17 protein-coding genes and 2 tRNA genes are annotated in these 20,668 nt (G+C 31.2%); 8 read left to right on the top strand and 11 right to left on the bottom strand.

Annotated features, from left to right (window positions below; genetic code table 4):
* Positions 1-21: 21 nt before the first annotated feature.
* Positions 22-2,514 (bottom strand): lipoprotein 17-related variable surface protein, encoded by a 2,493-nt coding sequence (locus EXC42_RS03175; RefSeq protein WP_012498549.1) that lies wholly within the window; start codon positions 2,512-2,514, stop codon positions 22-24.
* A gap of 165 nt (positions 2,515-2,679) precedes the next feature.
* On the opposite strand from EXC42_RS03175, the gene EXC42_RS03170 reads away from it, so the two are divergent.
* Positions 2,680-2,755: transfer RNA gene (locus tag EXC42_RS03170), tRNA-Lys, on the top strand.
* A 66-nt stretch (positions 2,756-2,821) separates the two neighbouring features.
* The gene (locus tag EXC42_RS03165) at positions 2,822-3,766 is read left to right on the top strand and encodes an endonuclease (protein WP_012498548.1); all 945 of its coding nucleotides are present in this window, start codon (positions 2,822-2,824) and stop codon (positions 3,764-3,766) included.
* Positions 3,767-3,859: 93 nt separating this feature from the next.
* On the opposite strand, the gene arcA is transcribed toward EXC42_RS03165, so the two are convergent.
* Positions 3,860-5,089, bottom strand: a complete 1,230-nt coding sequence (gene arcA, locus EXC42_RS06605; RefSeq protein WP_129648998.1) for an arginine deiminase — start codon at positions 5,087-5,089, stop codon at positions 3,860-3,862.
* Positions 5,090-5,393: 304 nt separating this feature from the next.
* On the opposite strand from arcA, the gene rpoE reads away from it, so the two are divergent.
* The 4 genes from rpoE (at position 5,394) to EXC42_RS03140 (ending at position 7,452) form a co-directional block, all read left to right on the top strand.
* Positions 5,394-5,669: a DNA-directed RNA polymerase subunit delta gene (gene rpoE, locus EXC42_RS06600; RefSeq protein ID WP_041914123.1), complete on the top strand. Its 276-nt coding sequence runs from the start codon at positions 5,394-5,396 to the stop codon at positions 5,667-5,669.
* 139 nt (positions 5,670-5,808) lie between these two features.
* On the top strand, positions 5,809-6,513 hold the full coding sequence (locus EXC42_RS03150) for a thermonuclease family protein (RefSeq protein WP_012498545.1): 705 nt from the start codon (positions 5,809-5,811) through the stop codon (positions 6,511-6,513).
* 57 nt (positions 6,514-6,570) lie between these two features.
* Positions 6,571-6,663 (top strand) — tRNA-Ser (locus tag EXC42_RS03145).
* Between the two features lie 306 nt (positions 6,664-6,969).
* Positions 6,970-7,452 (top strand): flavodoxin, encoded by a 483-nt coding sequence (locus EXC42_RS03140; RefSeq protein ID WP_165169469.1) that lies wholly within the window; start codon positions 6,970-6,972, stop codon positions 7,450-7,452.
* Between the two features lie 56 nt (positions 7,453-7,508).
* Here the strand turns inward: EXC42_RS03140 and EXC42_RS06595 are convergent, their stop codons facing one another.
* The 9 genes from EXC42_RS06595 to eno form a co-directional block, all read right to left on the bottom strand.
* The gene (locus EXC42_RS06595) at positions 7,509-8,525 is read right to left on the bottom strand and encodes a coiled-coil domain-containing protein (protein ID WP_012498543.1); all 1,017 of its coding nucleotides are present in this window, start codon (positions 8,523-8,525) and stop codon (positions 7,509-7,511) included.
* 126 nt (positions 8,526-8,651) lie between these two features.
* Positions 8,652-9,755: an NADH-dependent flavin oxidoreductase gene (locus EXC42_RS03130; RefSeq protein WP_129648994.1), complete on the bottom strand. Its 1,104-nt coding sequence runs from the start codon at positions 9,753-9,755 to the stop codon at positions 8,652-8,654.
* Positions 9,756-9,774: 19 nt separating this feature from the next.
* A complete protein-coding gene (gene plsY / locus EXC42_RS03125) occupies positions 9,775-10,437 on the bottom strand; it encodes a glycerol-3-phosphate 1-O-acyltransferase PlsY (RefSeq protein ID WP_012498541.1) in 663 nt (220 codons plus the stop codon).
* 26 nt (positions 10,438-10,463) lie between these two features.
* Positions 10,464-11,138, bottom strand: coding sequence for a phosphate signaling complex protein PhoU (gene phoU / locus EXC42_RS06590; protein ID WP_012498540.1), 675 nt, complete (start codon positions 11,136-11,138; stop codon positions 10,464-10,466).
* Positions 11,139-11,142: 4 nt separating this feature from the next.
* A complete protein-coding gene (locus EXC42_RS03115) occupies positions 11,143-12,096 on the bottom strand; it encodes a phosphate ABC transporter ATP-binding protein (RefSeq protein WP_012498539.1) in 954 nt (317 codons plus the stop codon).
* Positions 12,086-13,930 (bottom strand): ABC transporter permease subunit, encoded by a 1,845-nt coding sequence (locus EXC42_RS06585; protein WP_165169467.1) that lies wholly within the window; start codon positions 13,928-13,930, stop codon positions 12,086-12,088. The genes EXC42_RS03115 and EXC42_RS06585 overlap by 11 nt, the downstream gene beginning before the upstream one ends.
* Entirely contained in the window at positions 13,923-15,050 is a 1,128-nt protein-coding gene (locus EXC42_RS06580) for a substrate-binding domain-containing protein (RefSeq protein ID WP_012498537.1), read from the bottom strand. Before EXC42_RS06580 ends, EXC42_RS06585 begins: the two co-directional genes overlap by 8 nt.
* 142 nt (positions 15,051-15,192) lie before the next feature.
* Complete coding sequence (gene lysS / locus EXC42_RS03100; protein ID WP_012498536.1) at positions 15,193-16,665, bottom strand: lysine--tRNA ligase; 1,473 nt, start codon at positions 16,663-16,665, stop codon at positions 15,193-15,195.
* A gap of 118 nt (positions 16,666-16,783) precedes the next feature.
* Positions 16,784-18,154 carry a phosphopyruvate hydratase gene (eno, locus tag EXC42_RS03095; RefSeq protein ID WP_012498535.1) on the bottom strand — a complete coding sequence of 457 codons (1,371 nt, stop codon included), beginning with the start codon at positions 18,152-18,154 and terminating at the stop codon, positions 16,784-16,786.
* Positions 18,155-18,307: 153 nt separating this feature from the next.
* Between eno and EXC42_RS03090 the strand changes: the two genes are divergently transcribed.
* Both EXC42_RS03090 and tig read left to right on the top strand, forming a co-directional pair.
* Complete coding sequence (locus EXC42_RS03090) at positions 18,308-19,009, top strand: hypothetical protein (protein ID WP_012498534.1); 702 nt, start codon at positions 18,308-18,310, stop codon at positions 19,007-19,009.
* Positions 19,010-19,074: 65 nt separating this feature from the next.
* A complete protein-coding gene (gene tig / locus EXC42_RS03085; RefSeq protein ID WP_012498533.1) occupies positions 19,075-20,496 on the top strand; it encodes a trigger factor in 1,422 nt (473 codons plus the stop codon).
* The last annotated feature ends 172 nt before the right edge of the window (positions 20,497-20,668 follow it).

Raw genomic sequence — 20,668 nt, 5'->3', positions numbered from 1 at the left:
ACATTTGTAATAGCTATTGAATTAGTTAAGTGCTCAAGTTGAAGTTAAATTGTCATCTACTAATTCTTCTTGGTATTTTTCGCCGCTTGTAGCTGTAAAAATTTTAAGCTTTACTATAAATTTACCTTGATCGTTTTTCTCAATTTTCAAGGCTTTTCTATTTCTTTCTTTTTTTGGAAATAGCATATATTTTTTTATCAATTCTCTATATTCGTCTGTGTTGAATTTATTATCCTTAAACTCAAAAACAATGGGGCCATGTTTTGCATCATTAGAGTTTTTGCCAAATTGAAAAGTGCCATTCTTTAGATATAAACTTTCTGGTTCTTTACCTTTTTTAGAACTTTTAGTTCAAACTTCTTGAATTTTTTTAATCATGTCTTCTGGCAAAGTTTTAAATAATTCGCCTTTTTTTGCAGCTTCTCTAAGCTCTTTAATCATATCTTCTTCAGATTTGCCTATTTTAAAGCCTGAAAGTTCAAAAGTCTTGCTCTCGGTTTTTCCGTCTTTAGTTAAAGTAATTTTAACTTCTAATTTTCCTTCTGCATCTTTAGGAGTTAATTCTTTTTTAACTTCAATGTCGCCTAAAGCATTATTAGGGTCTGAAACATCAAGATCATCACCAGTAATTTCTGAAGCCTTTTTAGTTGATTTATCGATTCCTAATTTGGTATCAACTTTAAGTCTATCAATAATTGTTTTTAAGTTTGTTTCTTTTTTCTTAAAACCATCAATGGTGAATTCTTTTGAAACACTTTTTTCATCTTTTTTCAAAGTTACTTTAACAACAATTTTTCCTAATTCATCATATTTATGAATTATTTCTTTTGTTATCGTGCCGTTTTCAACGGATCAATCGTTGCCGTTCTTTTTCAACTTAACATTATTAGCATCCGATTGCGAAGCTTCTATATCACTAGCATTTTCATATTCGGCAGTAACACCTTGAAATTCTTTGCCAAGTTCGTCTTCTTTAAATCCAGTAATTTGCGCGGTTCCTTGTTTTGAAACTATTTGCGAGCCACTTTCGTCTGTCGAGCTTAAAGTGTAATCAAAACTAATTGAATTAGTTGTTGCATCTTTTCTGAAATTAGAAATAGTTAATTGCATGCCGGCAGGAATGTCTGGTTTTTTAATTTTATCCTCAGTTGCGTCTTGGGCCAATGTATTAGTCTTATTCTCGTAGTCAAATTTATCTTTAATTTCATCAACTTTAGCATCAAGAGTTTCTTTTGAAATAAAACTAAAACTCATGGCTTCGGTTTCAATTTCTTTGTAATCAAATAATTTGTCAGGGTCTTTGAATGCGTATTTTCCTAATGAAAATTTAAGACTATATTTGCCTTCTTTTTTGACTAGAGTCACTTTATTTGATGAGGTTTTTCAATCACTCACATTCTCAATCACTTTTTCTAAAAGAGTAGTGCTATTAGCTAGAGTTTTGCCATCTTTTAATTTGAAAACTGCTACTCTAGTGCTATCGTTGTATGGTTTATCATAGATAGTATTGGTTTTAAAATCAAAATATAAAGTTGAACCATTAATTGCTTCTAAAGCTTTCTTTGCTTTATCACTATTTACTAGAGTAAAAGCTGATTTTATTGATTCACGTTGGTCAACAATAACATCTTTATCACTTTTACGAACTTTTAGTTTGAATGTAAATTCTTTAGAAGTTTCTGAATCTTTTTTTAATTTGAATTTTATTTCACGATATCCGCCATTAATTTCGGCTTTTGTTGCAGTTGAATTAACAAAACTTTTTTCTGCAATGCTATAGCTAGCATCTAATTGGCTAGGTGCTACCTTATCTAAATCAGTAATATCAGCAGCATCTAGTTTATCAGCATTCTCATAACTAAAAGTTACTTTTTTAGCAGCTTTGTCAATGTCACTGGCTGGCGTCTTTTTAAAATCATTAATTGTGAAGGTTTTTGATACAGTCTTTTTGCCTCTAATTAAAGTTATTTTAACTTCTAGTTTTCCTTCTTCATCATCGGCATTTAGTTCTTTTTCAATATCGATGCCAAGTAGTTTATCTTTAGGATCTTTTACAAGAACTTTATCAGCGGTAACTTCTGATGGTTTGGTAGCTGCCTTGTCAATGTCAGACGCTAGTGATACATCCAAACGATCAATAATTTCTTGTAGATCACTCGCTTCGCTTTTTTTGAACCCTTCTAAGGTTACTGTATAATCAACACTAGCAACTTTACCGTCTTTAGATTTTAGTTTTAAGGTTACTATTAGCTTGTTGCCATCAATGGTTTTTTTAACAATTTCTGGCACATATTTTTCACTATTATAATTGCTAATTTTTAAATCATCATCCGTAATTTCCGATGGCGTTTTTTGATCAATACCATCCACGGTTACTCTAACTTTTTTAACTTCTTCATTAATTTGATCTTGTTCAGTTTTTGTCTGAACACATGAAGCAACTATCAAAGGTGTGGCGATAAATGTAAATAGTGGCAATAACGAAAAAGCTAATTTTTTTAGTCTTTTCGACATTCGATTTCTCCTTATATCCAAAAAAATATACTTTATTATTTTACATAATAAAGCACCAAAAAATAGTGGGGATAATGGTGGCTTTATCCAAAAGCATAAAAAAGCCCAAATAGTTCATTTTTGGCAATAAATAATCAATTTAAGATATAATATTGAAACAAATTCGCATCCTTAGCTCAGTAGGTAGAGCAAGGGACTCTTAATCCCTGGGTCGTGGGTTCGAGCCCCACAGGGTGTACCAATAAAAGTCTTCATGGCACGACATGCAGACTTTTTTTATTTATCATTTTGATATAATCTAAAAGATATGAAAATAAGAAAAAAATTACTAGGTTTGCTTCTAGCAACACCTATGATGATTAGCTTTCCGCTAATAGTCAGTTGTGGCCCAATAAAACCATCATCAAGCCAATCAGACCAACAAAATTCAAAGCAATCAAATCAACAATATTCAAACCAATCAAATTACTACGCTTCGTTAGATGGTCTTTCTAATAAAAAATTATTTAATAAATTATTTGAAGTACAAAAATCACATTTGCAATCTTGAAACTATCAAGAGTTAATTACTAAGATTTATCCTGATGCTTTTGTCGATAAATACTACGAAAAAGATGGTACTGTCTTAGATATTTATGGTGAAAATCCAAGCGGTAAGGACCCTTTTAATTTTAGACACGGCCAATATAGAGATGTTGGAAACGCTGAAGGAAAAGGGATGAATCGTGAGCATTTAGTACCACAATCATGGTTTTCAAAAATGACTCCAATGCGTAACGATGCTCATCATGTTTGACCAACAGATAAAAAAGTCAATGCTGTTCATGGCAATTTCCCTTATGGAACAGTTAGCAAGGCCAAATATGTTTCTAAGAATGGTACAAAAATCGGCGTTTCTGAAGAAGATGGTCAAGATGTTTGCGAAGTAATTGATGAATTCAAAGGTGATGTAGCACGGGCTTATTTATATTTTGCTTTTACTTATAAGGATCAAACTCTAACTGCTAATAGAGTGGCTGAGCGCTTTTTCAATGAAGATAACAGCATTAAGAAATCATTTTTAGCAACCATGCTTAAATGACATATGCAGGATCCAATTTCACAATTTGATATTGATCGAAATAATGCCATTGCCAAACATCAAGGCATTCGTAATCCCTTTATTGACTACCCTGAATTAGTTGAAGCTATTTACGGTAACAATAAAACATTCGTGTTCCAAAATAAAGGTATCTTGATTGGTAAAGAATAAAAGAGTTTATTTAGGCAAATTATTTACAAAATAAAAAATCAAAAACTAGCCAAAGCGGCTAGTTTTTTTAGAAATAACTTCTTTTATAGGAAATTATTTAACATCCTTACGTGATAGAGGCATTGACATGCAACGAGCATTTCCCATTCCAAGTGAAAGTTGGTTTCCTCTGAATGGTAGAACAGTAATTCCTGCAGCTTCTAAAGCGGCATTTGTTTTTTCGTTACGTGCATAACCAATAACAATTCCAGGAGCTACAGCTAGGTAGTTTGTTCCGTCAAAGTGGGTTTCACGTTCAATATCGATTTGTGAAGCACCAGCACCAGCAATAGGAATTAGAGTAGGTTTCTTACCAATGATTGATTTCAATAAGTCTTCTAGAGGTAATCCATTGTCAACTGGTTGAGGAGCGTCTCCGCCATTAACTAAATCGTAGTCTCAGAATTTAAACACATCATTTGCAATAGGTGAGTATAAGAATTTATCTTTGTCTAGCATTGTTAATCATGTGTCTAAGTGCATTAGGTTTGTTCATTTAGGAACATTAATTGCTACAATACGTTTGAATTCACATTCTTTATTTGCTTTAATGTTTTTAGCTAATAAAGTAATAGTTTGTAAGTCAGTTCTTTCTGAAACACCAACTACTAAAGTATCGTTATTGTAGATAAATACGTCTCCACCTTCGATTGATAATCCTTCAGCAGGGTCGTAGTATCATGGGGTATTAACTAGTTTAGGGTGATTTGAAAATACAAATCGGCTAAATAATGTTTCACGTTGTCTTACTTTGTAACGCATGTAGTGGATGGTAACTCCATTACCTACTGATGCAAATGGGTCACGAGTGAAGTACAAGTTAGGCATTGGGTCAACGATTAATTCTAAATCTGATTCGATTTTTAAATCGTGTTTAGTGATCCCTGCGATCATGTATTCAACTAATGATCTTGTTGATTTTTGACTTTGTAAGAATTTCTTAACAGCAGCACGGTGTTCGTCTGATAGAACTGGTGCTGAATCATCTAGGAATTCTTCTAAAAGTTTTTCTTTAGCTTCTTTTGATGCTAAATCATAGGTTTCTACGATTAGATCTACTAATTCAACAACATTAATTCCACGCTTTTTAAGTTCTGCTACGAATTCTTTGTGTTCTTTTCTTGCATCGTGGCTTTCTAGAATAGCTGAGAATAATAATTCATCCAAACGAGCTGGGGTAATGTAATCAATTTCTTTACCAGGTTCGTGAACTAAAACGGTTTCTAGTTCACCAATTTCTGAATAAACATGAATTCCCTTAAATTTGCTATCAAATACTGACATTTATGTTTCCTTTCATAAGTTATGATGTCAATTGGGTGTATAAAATATCACGAAGCGGCACTAGTTAACTTTTTTTTTTTTTTTATATATAAAACATTTTAAGATTTTGTTAAAGTCCGGTGTTACTTATACATTTTTAATTTTAACACCTTTAAAAATAAAAGGCCCCTTTAGGGCCTAAATTCACATTATCCTAGTACATAAAAATGTCATTTTGTGACAAAAAAAGAAAAATTATAAATTTTTAATTTATCATTATCATTATATTTTATATGCATTCACATAAGGTAAAAAAGGGTAAAACATGGAATTTCTAACAATGGTAGATGTTGCCAAAAAGGTTTTTGATCAAGAAGATAGCATGGAATTTGAAGAAATTTTCGAACTTACCAAGCAAGTGCTTTTTGATAATTGACGTAAAGAAGCACCAGAAAAAATGACCGACGAAAAACTACTAGAAGTTAAACGTGGTGAGCTTTATAAACTTTTCACTGTTGATGGACATTTCTTTAGAAATGAAAACGGCACTTGAACCACCAAACGTCCTGATGTCATAATTGATGATAGACAACAAAATTAATAACAAAACCGAGGACAGCTGCCTTGGTTTTTAATTTAAGGCCAAAATTAACAATTAGATAACATATCTAAGCTAGTGGCTTTAGTTGCAACTTTTCAAGTATTGCTAGCAAAATGCTAATATTAATTTAGGAGACATAATGAAAATAAACAAAATTTTGAAACTAAGCCCGTTTGCCATAGCAACTATTTTGGCTGCGCCTATTGCTCTAACGAGTTGTATTAATCCCAAACAAGAGAAAAATTTAACCCATGAGTATGGTAAGGAAGCGGAATTTACGAAGAAATATCCGTTTTCTAAAGAGCTTGAGGCCAATAAGGCTACAAAAATCAACATTAATCAAATTATTGATGGCGATACAATCGTAGATTCAGATAATAACAAATATCGTCTTGCAGGAATTAACGCTCCAGAAACTTGAGACAATCAAAACAAACGTCCCACCGCAGGAAAGCAAGCATTATACGGTAATCTAGCAAAGAAATACGCTGCTAAATTAATAGAAGATCAAAATATCAAAGAAATTTTTGTCGTGCCTCAGAAAACTAAAAAAGGTACTTCTAATATTAGTGATAAATTTGGGCGTATAGTTGCTATTGTCTACTATAAAACCCCATCAAACGAATACTATAATTTTAATGCGCAAATGGTTAGATATGGGTTAGTTAGAAAACAATACATTTCATTAAGCAAAAGTAGTATTTACTACACCAAGAATGTTGAATACTTTAACTTACTTCAAGAGAGTGAAGAGCTTGCTAAAAAAGAAGGGTTAGGGATCTGAAAACCTAGTGATGAAAACGGGGTTGTTGGGGATCAAATTACTAAAATTTATCCACGTTAAAAAATAAAAATTTCTAATTTTAGGTTTTTCCTATATAATAACTATGCCTTATTTACTGGGCAAGTACTCAAGTGGTCGAAGAGGCGGTCCTGCTAAGACTGTAGGGGTGTTAAAGCACCCGCGGAAGTTCGAATCTTCTCTTGCCCGCCATTTTTTTATTCCTGTTTTTTATTTAAGCAGCGCGGACCGCTCTATAACTCTTCGAACAAATCTACCAATTAAGGTAGGTTTTTTATTTTATCTTTTAAGGAAAATCTTAATTTAACGAATAATAAATAAAGAAACTAAAAGTTTTGCGTTTACTACTAAAAAGATAATACATTGTGCTATCAATTAACATCTCTAAGGTAATTTAATAGTCTATTAGTTAAAATATCCTTATCTATAAGATAAAAATTAAAATTAGGGCATTGTAAGCGTGGTAAAATAAAAATAAAAAAGGAATAAATGAATTTAATGATGAACAAGGCGTTAGTTGTATATTTTTCAGCCACTGGACTAACTAGAAAAGTTGCTGAAGAAATTGTTAAAACTACAGGAGCGCAGTTAGAAGAAATTGTACCCCTGGAAAAATATTCAGATGATGATCTAACCTGAACCAATCCAAATAGTAGAGCTTCAATAGAACACAAAAATCCACAAATGCGTCCTAAGATTCAACTACCACTAGTGAACTTAGATGATTACGAAATAATTTATTTAGGATTTCCAATTTGATGAGGAATTGCACCAGCTGTCGTGTTTAGTTTCTTAGAAATGTTTAATTTAGCAAATAAGAAATTCATGGTCTTTTGCACTTCCGGTTCTTCAAATGCACTGTCGGCAGTTGCTGATTTGAATGAAAAATACCCACAAGCAAATTGGATTAGTGCCATGCGTTTTGGATATGGCTTTACCAATCGCCACATTAAGCAATGAATTGAAGATAATTTAAAATAATAATTTAAGAATATAAAAATAAACGCCCTTAGGAGCGTTTTTTGATTAGCTAATTGCTATTTTTCATTTAAAGCTTTGAATTTTTCAAAAGCGGAGTTTAAGCTTTGGTAGGCCTTTTTGATTTCGCCTATTTTTAGACTTGCTTCTTTTTGAACAGCATCGGCAATTTGTGAATTAAGCTTAGCAACTTCAGATTTTAGTGAGTCTTTTATTCCCATAGATAGGTAGTGCTTGATTTCACTAATTAATGTGTTTAATTTTCTTCTTTCATTTTTAATTGCACTTAATTGACTAGCTTCAGTTACTAAAATGGTTTCACGAAGTTTAATAGCAGCATCAAGATATTCAATACCAGTTTTATTGTCATCTTCTAAAATGGTTTTGGCAGCTTTAAAAGCACTTTCAAGAGCAGAACGGAGCGACGCATAGTCATCTTCTTTGTCAATTTCCTCTTTTAGCGTTGTCGCCCTTGTTACCATATTACTTAAGACTTCCTTAGACTCAGTTTTTTTGTCATAAATTGTTAAGTATTTTAGAACTTCATTTAAAATCCCGATATTATCCCCTAACTCTTGACGTTCAGCTACGCCAACAACTTTTTTAGCATTAGCAAGTTGGCCATTAGCAAAAGCTTTAATATTATCTAATTTGGCATCTGATAAACTAGCAATCTTTTTAGTAATTTGCTCAATAAGACTTTGAAGATCTTTAGCGGTTTTTTCTCAAGGAATAATGGTGGAATCTAAATATTCTTTGATATCTTTGCATAGTTTATCAAGTTTTTCAATGCTATTTTTACTTTCCTCAAATAGCTTGTCAAATTTTGTTTTTTGACTATCAAGTTGGGCAATAATAGCATTAAATTTATTGTCATCATTTTGTTTGCTTAATTCTGCTTTTTTATTATTCAACATGCCTAAAACATTTTGATAATTAGCTCTAGCATTTTGCAGTGCTTTTTCTTTAGCTTGTTGTTTTTTTATTACATAAACTAAAACACCAGTAGATGCAGTTGTTACACAAAGTGTTGCTCCAAGTGAAATGCTCAAAACTATTTTTGATTTTTTAGTCATAATGATCCTCTTGAAAGTTAAGTGATGATTTTATTAGGTTAATTATAAATTATTATCTTTTGATAGAAAAATTAATGAGAATAAAAATAGCCCAAAATGGGCTTTTTGTCTTTTTAAGAGCAAATTTTACTTAATTTTGTCACCCATTAGTGAGACAACATAGTCTCATAAGCCACCACAAATATTAAGTGCTTCACATTCTTGTTTAGAAACTTCATGTTTTAAAGAGTTACTTTTATTTTCTAAAATCAAAGATGCGTAGTTAGGGTTAATAATTGTCGCTCTACCAATCGCTACTAAGTCACAATTTTCAAGTGCTTTATTAATATCTTGATTTGTTCAAATATTGCCTACACCAATTAATGGAATTTTTTTAGCAATTGTTTCATAAATATAAGCCAAAATAGTTTTGTTTTGGTAATCAAGATTAATTGATTTTTGTTCAAAATTTCTTAGCGAAATGTGCAAGTAGTCAAGTTTTTCATTAGCGAGTTGTCTTACTAAAAATAAAGTATCTTCTAAACTAATGCCCGGATTTTCAATTTCTTCTGGTGAAAAACGATAACCAACTAAAAAATTGTTAGGTTTAGTTTCTTGAACTACCTTAATAACCGCATCAACAACGGCTTTAATAAAACTAAAACGTTTTTGACGATCACCACCCCAACTATCTAGTCTTCGATTAGAATGTGGTGAGAAAAATTGTTGCAATAAATATGTGTTAGCTCCGTGCAATTCAACTCCATCAAAACCGGCGGCAATTGCTCTTTTAGTAGCATTAGCAAAATCACTAATAATGTCGTGAATTTCATTTTCTTCTAATGATCTTGGTTGTTCTGAGTCCTTGCGAGTAGCGGCAATGGCACTAGCGGAAACTGGTTGTTTTCCCCTTAGAATATATGAATAAGTCATACGCCCAGCGTGAAAAATTTGCAAAATTGCTTTAGAACCTTGATCATGAATTGCATTAGCAAGTTTTCTTAGTCCTTCTAAATGAAGGTCACTAGAAACACCGAGTTCGCCTTCTCAGCCTTTACCAAGTTCGCTAACATTAGCTGCCCCAGTAATAATTGCGCCCATATCCCTAGCACGAGAACGATAATAAGCAATTTCGTCGCTACTAACTACACCATCAAAAAATGACATTTTAGTAGTCATTGGCGCAAGCAACATGCGATTGTTAATAGTTAATCCACACTTAAAAGTAAATTTATCATTGATATTTTTCATGCAAATGCCTCACATATTTTTATAACTTAATTTTACTCTCGGTTTTATTCACAAGTCTAATATAGTTAGGAATGTGTTTAAGAATAATAACAATGGCACAAATGATTATCACAATTGCGTGTGCCGGATAAATTACATTAGCTTGCATATACGAAAGATAAGTGCCTCTATTGAGTACATAAAGCATCGAAACTGGACTAATTATAAAAGTCGCTAAAGCCGAAGCTAATGAAACATAACGTGAAATAAGCACTATTAGTAGATAAATTGTTAGAAATAGTGAAAAAGCTAAAATATGAAAAGCAAATAGAATGCCAAAAAAGCAAGCAACACCTTTTCCACCTTTAAATTTAAAATAAATAGGAAAAATATGTCCTAAAAAAGCGCCTAGTCCAATAAATAGAGGCAAGATAAACTCTTTATTAGACAAATTGCTAAATTGTTTAACAAAGAAAACGATCATGATTGGTAGCAAACTTTTAAAAGAATCAAAAACAAAGACTCCAAGTGCCATTTTTAAACCAAAATTTCTTAGAATGTTTGTTGTTCCAGCGTTTCCTGAACCTTTTTTTCTAATGTCATCATTAATCTTTTTTGTGTAAATAATGCCTACATTGATTGAACCAATTAAATAGCCAATTACAAGTAAAATTAAATTAATATAAATATATTTTCCGATCATAACTTATCTAATAATAACTTAGTTTATTAATTTTGCAACGCATCTTTTTCAAATCAGAAATTCTTGTTTTTCATAAATAAGAAGTTTTCAATGATATTTTCTAAATGATCAAGAGTACGATCAAAGCATTTTCAAATGCTAGCAAATTCAAAATTGGTTTTTTGTTTACTAAAAATTTCAAGTTCAATATGGCACAGTTCATTGCAATTTCTAATTGCTATTTTGACCTTTTTATAAATAGAGGTACTATTTTTATTTAAAAGTTCTTGTTTTGTTTCTGCCAGGATCTTTTCAATAAAACTTTCTACTTTCATAAATGAAGCAAAATGTTCGGTGTCCAATTGCAAAAAATAACTATTAATGAATTTGCTAAAGCGATCAATATAATCGCACATTCTTTCTAAATCATAAAGTGAGCTAATTAGGGAAATAAGTCTTCTTAGGTGTTTAGAAAGCGGATTTTCCTTTTGAATAGTTCAAGTATATTCATCAAGAAGTTGCGAAAAAGTAGCATTTGATTTTTTTTCTAATCTTTTGATTTTTTTGTATTGTTTTTCTTTAGTTTCGTCAGTTTCATGATCATGATGCATTTTTAAATATAAATAGAAATTTTTATGCATCAAAAGCATATGATCAAAATAAGCAAAAAGCAAATCAAAAGCGTTTTTTTCACTAGTTTGTAAACTGAGATAATTAATCATTTTTTTATAAACTCCCTTCTAAATATTTTTTAGTAACTTCATGTTTAGGATTAGTAAAAAATTCTTTAACATTATTAACTTCAATGATTTTGCCTTTATATAACATTACCACATCATCACTAACTCGTTGGGTTTGGTGCATTGAGTGTGAAACCAAAATAATGGTGTATTCTTTTTTTAGCTTAAGTATTAAATTTTCAATCACTGCTGTAGCAATGGGATCAAGTGAGCTAGTAGGCTCATCCATTAAAATAATCTTTGGGCGAATGCAAATTGCTCTAGCAATGCATAGTCGTTGCTGCTGCCCACCGCTTAATTCAAGCGCACTAGTTTGCAAATTATTTTTAACCTCATTGTAAAGACCAACTTCTTTTAAACTGCTAATAACAATTTGTTCAATAGCTTTTTCATCTTTAACTCCGTGACATCGTAGTGGAAAAGCTAAATTTTCATAGATTGAAAGTGGAAAAGGAGTAGGCCTTTGAAAGATCATACCCACTTCAGATCTCAATAGTTCATCAGGAATAATGTTTTGTAATATGTCATAGCCACTGTAGAAGATTTTTCCTAAAGAAGCGGCCTTAGTTCCTTCAAAACTTATTTTATTAAGTGACCTAAGCAAAGTACTTTTTCCTGAACCCGAAGGGCCAATGAAAGTGGTAATTTTGTTTGCCTTAATTGTTAAACAAATATCTTCTAAACTAAAATTAGCTTTTTTAGAATATTTATAAAAATAATTCTGAATTTCATAAACATTTTCAAAATTGAAATCATTGCAAACAAAAGGAGTTGTCGAATTTTTATCAAGTTTTTTAATAATTTTTTTAGTAACTTGAAGTGATAGTTTATCCATATCTTTAGTGTTTTTTGAAAATTCAATTAAACTTTGTTTTTTAGTTTTTGCATCATTTTTGCTAAAGATAATGTGCCTAATTTTGCTTAATGAATTATTTTGCATATTTAACTCCTTTCTTAGCATTTACCAGTTTTTTGATTCTAGGTAGCACAATTCTTATAAAAACCGTGAGGAGAATGATGAAAATAAAAGTAATAAAAGCGACTTCGTACATGATATTTTGCGCTTGAGCGCTATTCGAAAACAATTGTGCATAAATCCGTGTCGTTAGGGTTTGACCCCATAAATTAAGACCGAACCTTGAACTAGAGCTTAATCCAGCTGTTAAAAATAATGGCGCTGCTTCAACAATTACTTTATTAATATTATTAAAAAAAGCAAAGAGCATCGAAAATGCTATTGAAGGAATTAGGATTTTAAATAAATATTTTTGCTTAGTAATGTTTAAGGCAAGAGCGTTTTCTCAAAGTTCTTTTTTAGGTAAATTTAGATTTTGCTGAAAGGCTCTTGTTAACGGTGCATAGATTAAAAGCAATAAAGTTAGAATTCCGGCAATTAAAGAATTATTATTAAACCCAGTGCCTGATACTTTTAAGGTGTTGACAAAAAAGTTATAACCAAAGAGGCCAAAGATAATTGATGGTGTGGCTTGAAAGCTATCCAATGTAAAGAGAATGAAATTTTTTATCTTTTTATTCTTTAGATATTCATTAATGTAGATTGCGGAAAAGAAAGTAAATGGAAGGATGATTGCTAAAGATAACAATAAAATTACAAGTGTATTAACAAACGCTCTACCAGTAGAATTTGCTGAAAAATCAAAAAGTGTGCTGCCAGTGGTCGCTAATGCTTTAAGCCCATTTAAGATTATGAATCCAAAAACTCAAAAAATTACTATATAAAAAACTGAAATTGAAATTCATTCACCAATTTTTTTATATCTATCATAAGCTTTTTCTATATAGTAATTGTTATTGAATTTTCATTGATTATCATTAAGCATTTTTACATCATCAATAGCTTTGTTTTCAATTTCTTTTTGTTTAGCTTTTTTGTGTATTTTAGTTGGTTTTAAAATCATCAAAGAAACACTATTAAATAGCATAACCAATGCAAAAAGAATTAGTGCATAAGTAAATAAAATCCCTCTAAAAGCTTCGGTGCCATTTTCGGCAAAAGCATTATAAGAAATTAGTGAGGCAATCGTTTTTAACCCACTAAGTCAGAAGGCACTAAACCCCGAGCCATAAACATTATTGTAGCTTTGACTAGTCAAAATAAAATTAAGGGCCATACTTTCGCCTAATGCTTTTGCAAAGGCAAACATGACAGTTGCAAAAATATTTTCGCGATACTTAGCTTTGATAATTTTATAAATTGCTCTTGTTTTGCTAAGCCCTAAAGAAAGTGCTGATTCTAGTAATGAAGGTTCAAGTGTTTCTAAAGAAAGCAAGAGAAAATTAATAATAGTTGGAAGCGTCATAATTGCAAGCATTAAAATCGCAGTAACAACGTTTAAAGTAGTAGCAAAATTTAGTAATTCTAATAATTTGCTAAGTGAAAGCGAAGCAAAAACTCCAATCACAACCGAAGGCATTACCGAAAAAATGTCAATTAAAAATTTGCTACATTTATAAAACCAATTTGGCGATCTAAATTTAAGAAAAAATGCCACTTTAATACCGATAAACGTAGCAATCAGCACACTAAGAGAAACAATAATGAATGACGTTAACAAGGGCAAAATAATACCGGCTTGACCATTAGGCAAATTATATTTAATTCCCAGAATACTTCAGCCGTAAGCCTTAAAACCAGGAAGTGCCTCAACAAAAATACTAATTAAAATTAAGAATAAAATAAAAAGTCCAAAAATAGTAATTATTAGGCTGCTATTTTTAAGAATACTATTTTTTATCGTGGCTTTTTTATTCATTTTCAACCCCATAAGATTTTAGCTTACTATCTGCTACATAAAATTTATCAAGATGCTTTTTAAAATCAAAGTTAGGGTCATTAAACTCTTGTTCACTGAGGTGATACATTTTCTTAAGTAAAGCAGGTGGAGTTTTCAAAACTCCTAAACTAGCAAAAACTTCATCATTATTGTCAAAAAGAATTCGCTCAAGAAATTCCTTAGTAGTTTTATTAATACTTTTAAGCGAAGTTAAAACGTTAAACGGTCTTCATCAGCGATACTTGTTTAGCTCAATATTACGATTATTGGGTTCAATTATTTCATTTTGATAACGCACATTTAAAAGCGTGTAACCCATCGCTTTAATTTTTTCAAGATTCTTTAAGATATATCCTAATGAAAGATAAGTAATGGATCCAACTTCTTTACCTTCTTTTGAAAAATAACTGAAGGCTTCGGAATTACTTTCAGCGGTTGTCTTAGTAAAATTACCATAATTTTGCTTGCCTTCTAAAGAAACAAGATCAGTGCTACTAATATTTAAATTTTTAAAGCCACTATTTTCTAGAAAACTTTCGGCAGTTCCAGAATTAAAAGCACCGCCATCTCTAGCAAATGGTTTAAGAAAATATTTATCGTCTTCAGTGGCTTTTTTAGCTGAAAATTCGCTAAGAGCAACTTGTTTGTGTCCCGCAAATGCTTCGTATAGTTTACTAATATTAGCTTCATTAATCTCATAATCATTAGCCGAAGCGTCAGCTGGAAGTTTTGCTAAAATTCCAATCCCTTCAAGACCGATGGTTGTTGTTTTTATTTCTTTGGCGGTTCATTTCTCTAAAAGCGAAAATCTCTTAATATCCTTGCGTGGTGACTTTGAAGACAAAGCCAAAGTAGTTTCATCTGCCATTAATTTGTTAATACCAAAAACTGAACCACGAGGTTGAACATTTACTTCTAAATTTTTTTGATTTTGCTGATTAATTAGGGCGTTAAGTAATGGCTGCATACTACTAGAACCAGAGGCAACTATTAAATTAACTTTGGGAAAACTAGTCGAAACTAAGGTGACTAAACAAACCAAACTACATGTTGTAGTTATGCTAATGAAAAACATATTTTTGTTAAATACTTTTTTCATAGTAAATTAGGATAATTTTAACAAATTATTTTCTTTATTCGTGAAGAGTGCAACTTTTTGTTTGGTAGTTGACGCAATAGAAATCAAAATAGAATATAAAAAAGACGCTTCTTTTTTCAAGAAAACATCTTTTTAAAATTAATTATTTTTGGGAAACAGCTTTTAGTTGAGGGAACAATAGAACTTCTCTAATTGAATCGTTTTCGGTAAAGAACATGATAAGCCTTTCAATACCAATTCCACAACCTCCGGTTGGCGGCATACCATATTCAAGTGCCTTAACAAAATCTCAGTCAATTTCATTAGCTTCTTCATTACCGGCATTTTTTTCATCTAGTTGTGCTTCGAAACGCTGTAATTGATCAAAAGGATCATTTAACTCAGTGTACATGTTAGCAAATTCTTTAGTGCAAATAAATAGTTCTGCTCTTTGAGTAAAGCGAGGATCACTTTCATCTTTAAATGCAAGCGGACTAATATCCAAAGGATGTCCATAAACAAAAGTTGGTTGAATCAAAGTTTCTTCAATGTATTTTTCAAATAATGCTTCAATAACATGACCTAATTTAAAGTATTTTTCAACTTTAATATCATGTTGTTTCGCCAATTCAAGAGCTTTTTTATCATCTAGTTCTCTTACATTAACACCAATTTTTTCACTAACAGCATCTACCATATTAATTTTGGCAAAAGGTTTGGTAATATCGATTTCTTTACCAGCAAAATTTAGTTTTTGAACATTCAATTTTTCAGCAATATATCTAAACACACCCTCGGTACGTTCCATCATGCCTCACATATCTGAATAAGCTTCATAAAACTCAATTGAAGTAAATTCAGGGTTATGTGTGGTATCAATACCTTCGTTTCTAAAAATTCTACCGATTTCGTATACTCTTTCAAACCCTCCGACTATTAGTTTTTTAAGTGGAAGTTCAGTGGCAATTCTTAAATAAAAGTTGCAATTTAAAGCATTGTAATAAGTAATAAATGGTTTAGCAGCAGCACCACCTAAAATTGGTTGAAGAACTGGTGTGTCAACTTCTAAAAAGTTTAAATTATCAAAATATTCACGAATTAATTTAATGATTTTGCTTCTTAGAATAAAAGTTTTTTTGACATCTTCATTAACAATAGTATCAACATAACGATGACGATAGCGATCTTCACGATCAACTAAACCATGAAATTTATCGGGTAAAGGAATTAATGATTTTGTTAGAAGTTTAATATCGCTAGCTTTAATCATAAGCTCCCCGGTGTGAGTTTTAGAAACTAACCCGGTGGCACTAATAATGTCGCCTAAATCTAGTTGCTTTAGAATAATAAGTGTTTCTTCATTCAATGCTTTTTTATCTACATAAATTTGCAATGTACTGCTACGACCTTGTAATACTAAAAATGGTCCACGTTGGGCAATCACTCTTCCATTTAACACGGCAATGGTGTTGGTTTTTTCAATATCCTCACGTTCTTTATTAGCAAAATTAGCATGAATTTCTTCACTTGTGTGAGTAGGTTTAATTGTTTGTGAAAATGCTCTAATATTCTGTTTTTCTAAAGCTGTTACTTTGTCGCGTCTAACCTGTTCTTGTTCACTAAATTTTCTTTCCATAATATTTCCTTAACTTTATATTAACTTTTTATACTAAATTGTACTAAATTTTACAAAAAGGCAAATCGTTAAAATTAAAATCGGAATAAAATTCCGACTTAATTAAAGGGTTTTAAAGTTATTTTAAATTGCTAAATGAAGCTCTTCCTTCATATTTTGCTTTGTTACCTAATTCTTGTTCAATTTTTAGCAGACGATTGTATTTGGCAATGCGATCGGTTCTTGAAAGTGAGCCAGTTTTAATTTCTCCAGTGTTAAAAGCAACAGCAAGGTCAGCAATAAAAGTGTCTTCGGTTTCGCCAGAACGGTGTGAAATTACTGGAACCATATTAGCGGCTTGAGTCATTTTGATTGCTTCAATTGTTTCTCAAAGCGAGCCAATCTGATTAATTTTAATTAACGAAGCGTTAATAGCATCTTTTTCGATTGCCATTTTAATATATTTAGGGTTAGTTACAATTAAATCGTCGCCGACAAGTTGCACACGATTGCCATATAATTTCTTCATTTTTCTAAAGCCTTCTCAATCATTTTCATCGTGCGAGTCTTCAATTGAGATAATTGGATATTTAGCAATTAAGTTGCCGTAGTATTCAACATATTCATCACTAGTGAATTTATACTTCATTGAAGCATATTTTTCAAAACCTGGGCGTTTTTCATCAAGTGCTTTTTTGAATTTTTTAAATGTATAAGTTTTTGACTCTGAGCAATATAGTTCTGAACTAGCAGTGTCTAGGCAAATAGCAACTGCATTGTCTCCACTAGTAGCTGGATTGTAGCCAGCTTTTTTAATAGCATTAACAAGGAAATCCAAAGTTTCTTCGTGAGTGTGAAGGTTAGGAGCAAATCCTCCTTCATCACCAACTTGAGTGCCGTGTCCCGCTTCTTTTAGTAGTTTTGCTAAAGTGTGAAACACGAAGTTTGCAATTTGCATTGCTTCTTTAAACGTCTTTGCTCCTAAAGGCATAATCATGAATTCTTGGAAATCAATGGTATTAGAAGCGTGTTCACCACCATTAATTACATTTAACATTGGTACAGGAAGTTTATAAGCTTGACGATTATCTAGTTTAGCTAAATAAGCATATAGTGGCACATTAGCTTCGTTTGCTGCGGCTTTTGCCACTGCAAGCGAAACTGCTAAAATTGCATTTGCTCCTAATTTAGATTTAGTTTCGGTACCATCAAGTTCAATCATTAACTTGTCAATTTCAAATTGTTTAGTAACATCTTTACCTTTAAGAGCGGGAAAGATGATTTCATTAACATTGTCGACTGCGGTTTGTACACCTTTGCCACCAAATCAATTTTTTTCGTATTTTGTACCTTTATCTCTTAATTCCAAAGCTTCTTTTGAACCAGTAGAAGCACCAGAAGGAACTAAGGCTTCGGCGTAGGCTTTTTCTGTAGTAAGTTCAACTTTTACAGTAGGATTGCCACGACTATCTAATACTTCGTAAGCATTAATGCTAACAATCTTAGACATATAAATTATTATCTCCTTAAAAAACAAGTATTTAACCTAAAAATTATAATACATGATTGCAATTTCAAATGCCACTTTTAACCAGATAAGGCTTTTAATAAATTAGTAAGGCTAAAAAGTGTGAATATTAAAATTTATATTAAAATTTTTTGTATGAATGAAAAAGAAATTGAACAAATTATTAAACCAATTGATGAAATTAGCGAACAAGATCCACTAAAAGCAATTTATTTGATTGATGATAGTTTAAAAAAATATCCTCAAAAAGAACTACAAACAATTCTTACTTCACTAAGAAATTCGCTTGAGCACCAAATTAAGCGCAATAATTTGATGACCAAAACAAACCTAGGCACGCTTGAGTTAATTAATTTACTTAAAAATAAAAAAATGGATTACTTTTTTATGATTGCTTATCAAGAGCTTAAAAAACGAAGTGATCTACAAGAAAATGCTTATGAATTTCAATATTTCTTTAACAAAGAAGATTTTGATAGTGCAGGTTTTCAAACGTTAATTTATGATTTGCTACATTTTGCTCAAATTGACTTTGATTATCAAATGCACGAGCACAAAATTAATCCAAAAAAACTAGGCTCATTTCTAGAAAATCAAAATATTAAGAAAATGGAAAAAGAGTTACTTGAGATCTTTGAGAAAGATATTGCTAAATATAAAATTGCTTCACAAGTATTTTCAGCTTTTTTATTTCAAAATTGAGTCAATATTCTTCTAGAAAAAACTCAAAATGAATATGAACAAATCGTTAATGTTACCGAAGTTCTACTGGGCAGTAAAGATAAAACGACTTTAAATGAAAATGAACTAAAACTATATGCAGTTTTTGCAAAATAATTAAGCACACACTAAAAAGCAAAAAAAATATATAATAATACAAGATTTACACAAGGAGTAAAACAATGTCACGTACCATTGATAATAAAAAATCAGAACTTAAAATTAGTTACACCCTTGAAGGCGATGAATGAGAAAATGCCAAAGAAAAGGCTAGAGTTGAACTAAGAAAAAATGTGCAAATTAAAGGCTTTAGAAAAGGCAAAGTACCTGCTCGTGAAGCTGACAAACATATTCCAGTATTTGAAGTATGAGAAAAAGCTATTAAAGCAGTAGCACAACAAGTATTTAGAGGTAAATTGGCTACCCAAGTTGAAGCAACTGACGAAATTATTGGTAGAGCAAGCTTAGATATTGAAGAGTTGAAAGAAGAAAAAGCAACTTTAGTAGCAATCTATCCAATATTTCCAGAAATTAAGTTGGGCGATTACAAAAAATTAGGCATTAAAGTACCTAGCTTAAAAGCAACTAAAGACGAAATTAATCATGTTAAAAACGACTTACTAAGTAAGTTTGCAGTCATGGTAGAAGCTGAAGACGGCATTAAAAACGGCGACGAAGTTAATTTTGATTTTACCGGTTACATTGAAGGCGAACTATTCGATGGCGGCGAAGCAGAAGGATACACCTTAAACGTTGGTTCAGGCACTTTTATTCCCGGTTTTGAAGAACAAATGTTAGGTCTTAAAAAAGATGAAGAAAAAGATCTACATCTAAAATTCCCAGAAAACTACCACGCTAAAAACTTGGCCGGTAAAGAAGTTACTTTCCATGTCAAAATCAATTACACCAAAAGAGCAGATTACCCTGCATTGGATGATGATTTTGTAAAAACAGCAAACATCCACCCTTCACTTAAAACCGTTGCTGACTTTGAAAAATTTGTTGAAGCACACGCTTTAATTAATAGAGTTAACACCGTAGAAAATGAAATTAAAAACTTAGCTCAAGAAAAATTAGTTGCTACTTCAAAATTTGAAGTTCCAACTTCAGTTATTGAAGATCAAGTTCATGATTACTATCAAAATTTTGTTAATAACCTAATGCAACAACAAATTAGTGAAAGAGAATATTTAGATTTCACCAAAACTTCAAAGGAAACATTGCTAAAAAACTTTGAAGATCAAGCAATTCCTAATTTAAAAAAGGTTTTTGTTGTTAGTGCAACTGCAAAAGAAGAAAAATTTGCCGTTACTGAAGATGATTATAAAAAAGAAGTGCAAAAACTTGCTGACTCTTATGGACTTCCTGTTGAAAACGTTCAACAATTCATCAAATTTGAAACCATTCAAATTAGACTAACTGACGAATGATTCGTAAAAACTATTATTAAATACAACGATCCTGAAGGATTTAAAAAATACGAAGAAGTTAAAAAATCAATTGAGAAACACAACGAAGAAGAAGCTAAAGCTTTAGCTAAAGTAAAAGAAGCAAAAGCTAATGCCAAAGAAGAAAAAGAATCTTCTAAAAAAGAAACTAAATAATAACTAAGTAAAAAAAAGTGAGCCTATTTATTGGTTCATTTTTTATTAAAAAATTTTAAGTGTAAAAATATGCTTGAAAATTAAATTACTATTTGCTAAAAAAAGAAATTTAAAAACCGCCAATTTTATTTTCGGCGGTTTTTTATTGATTGTTTTATATTAATTAGAGACT

It is taken from the genome of Metamycoplasma arthritidis (assembly GCF_900660715.1).
GTDB lineage: Bacteria > Bacillota_I > Bacilli_A > Mycoplasmatales > Metamycoplasmataceae > Metamycoplasma > Metamycoplasma arthritidis.
This window is presented reverse-complemented; position numbering and strand designations above follow the sequence as displayed.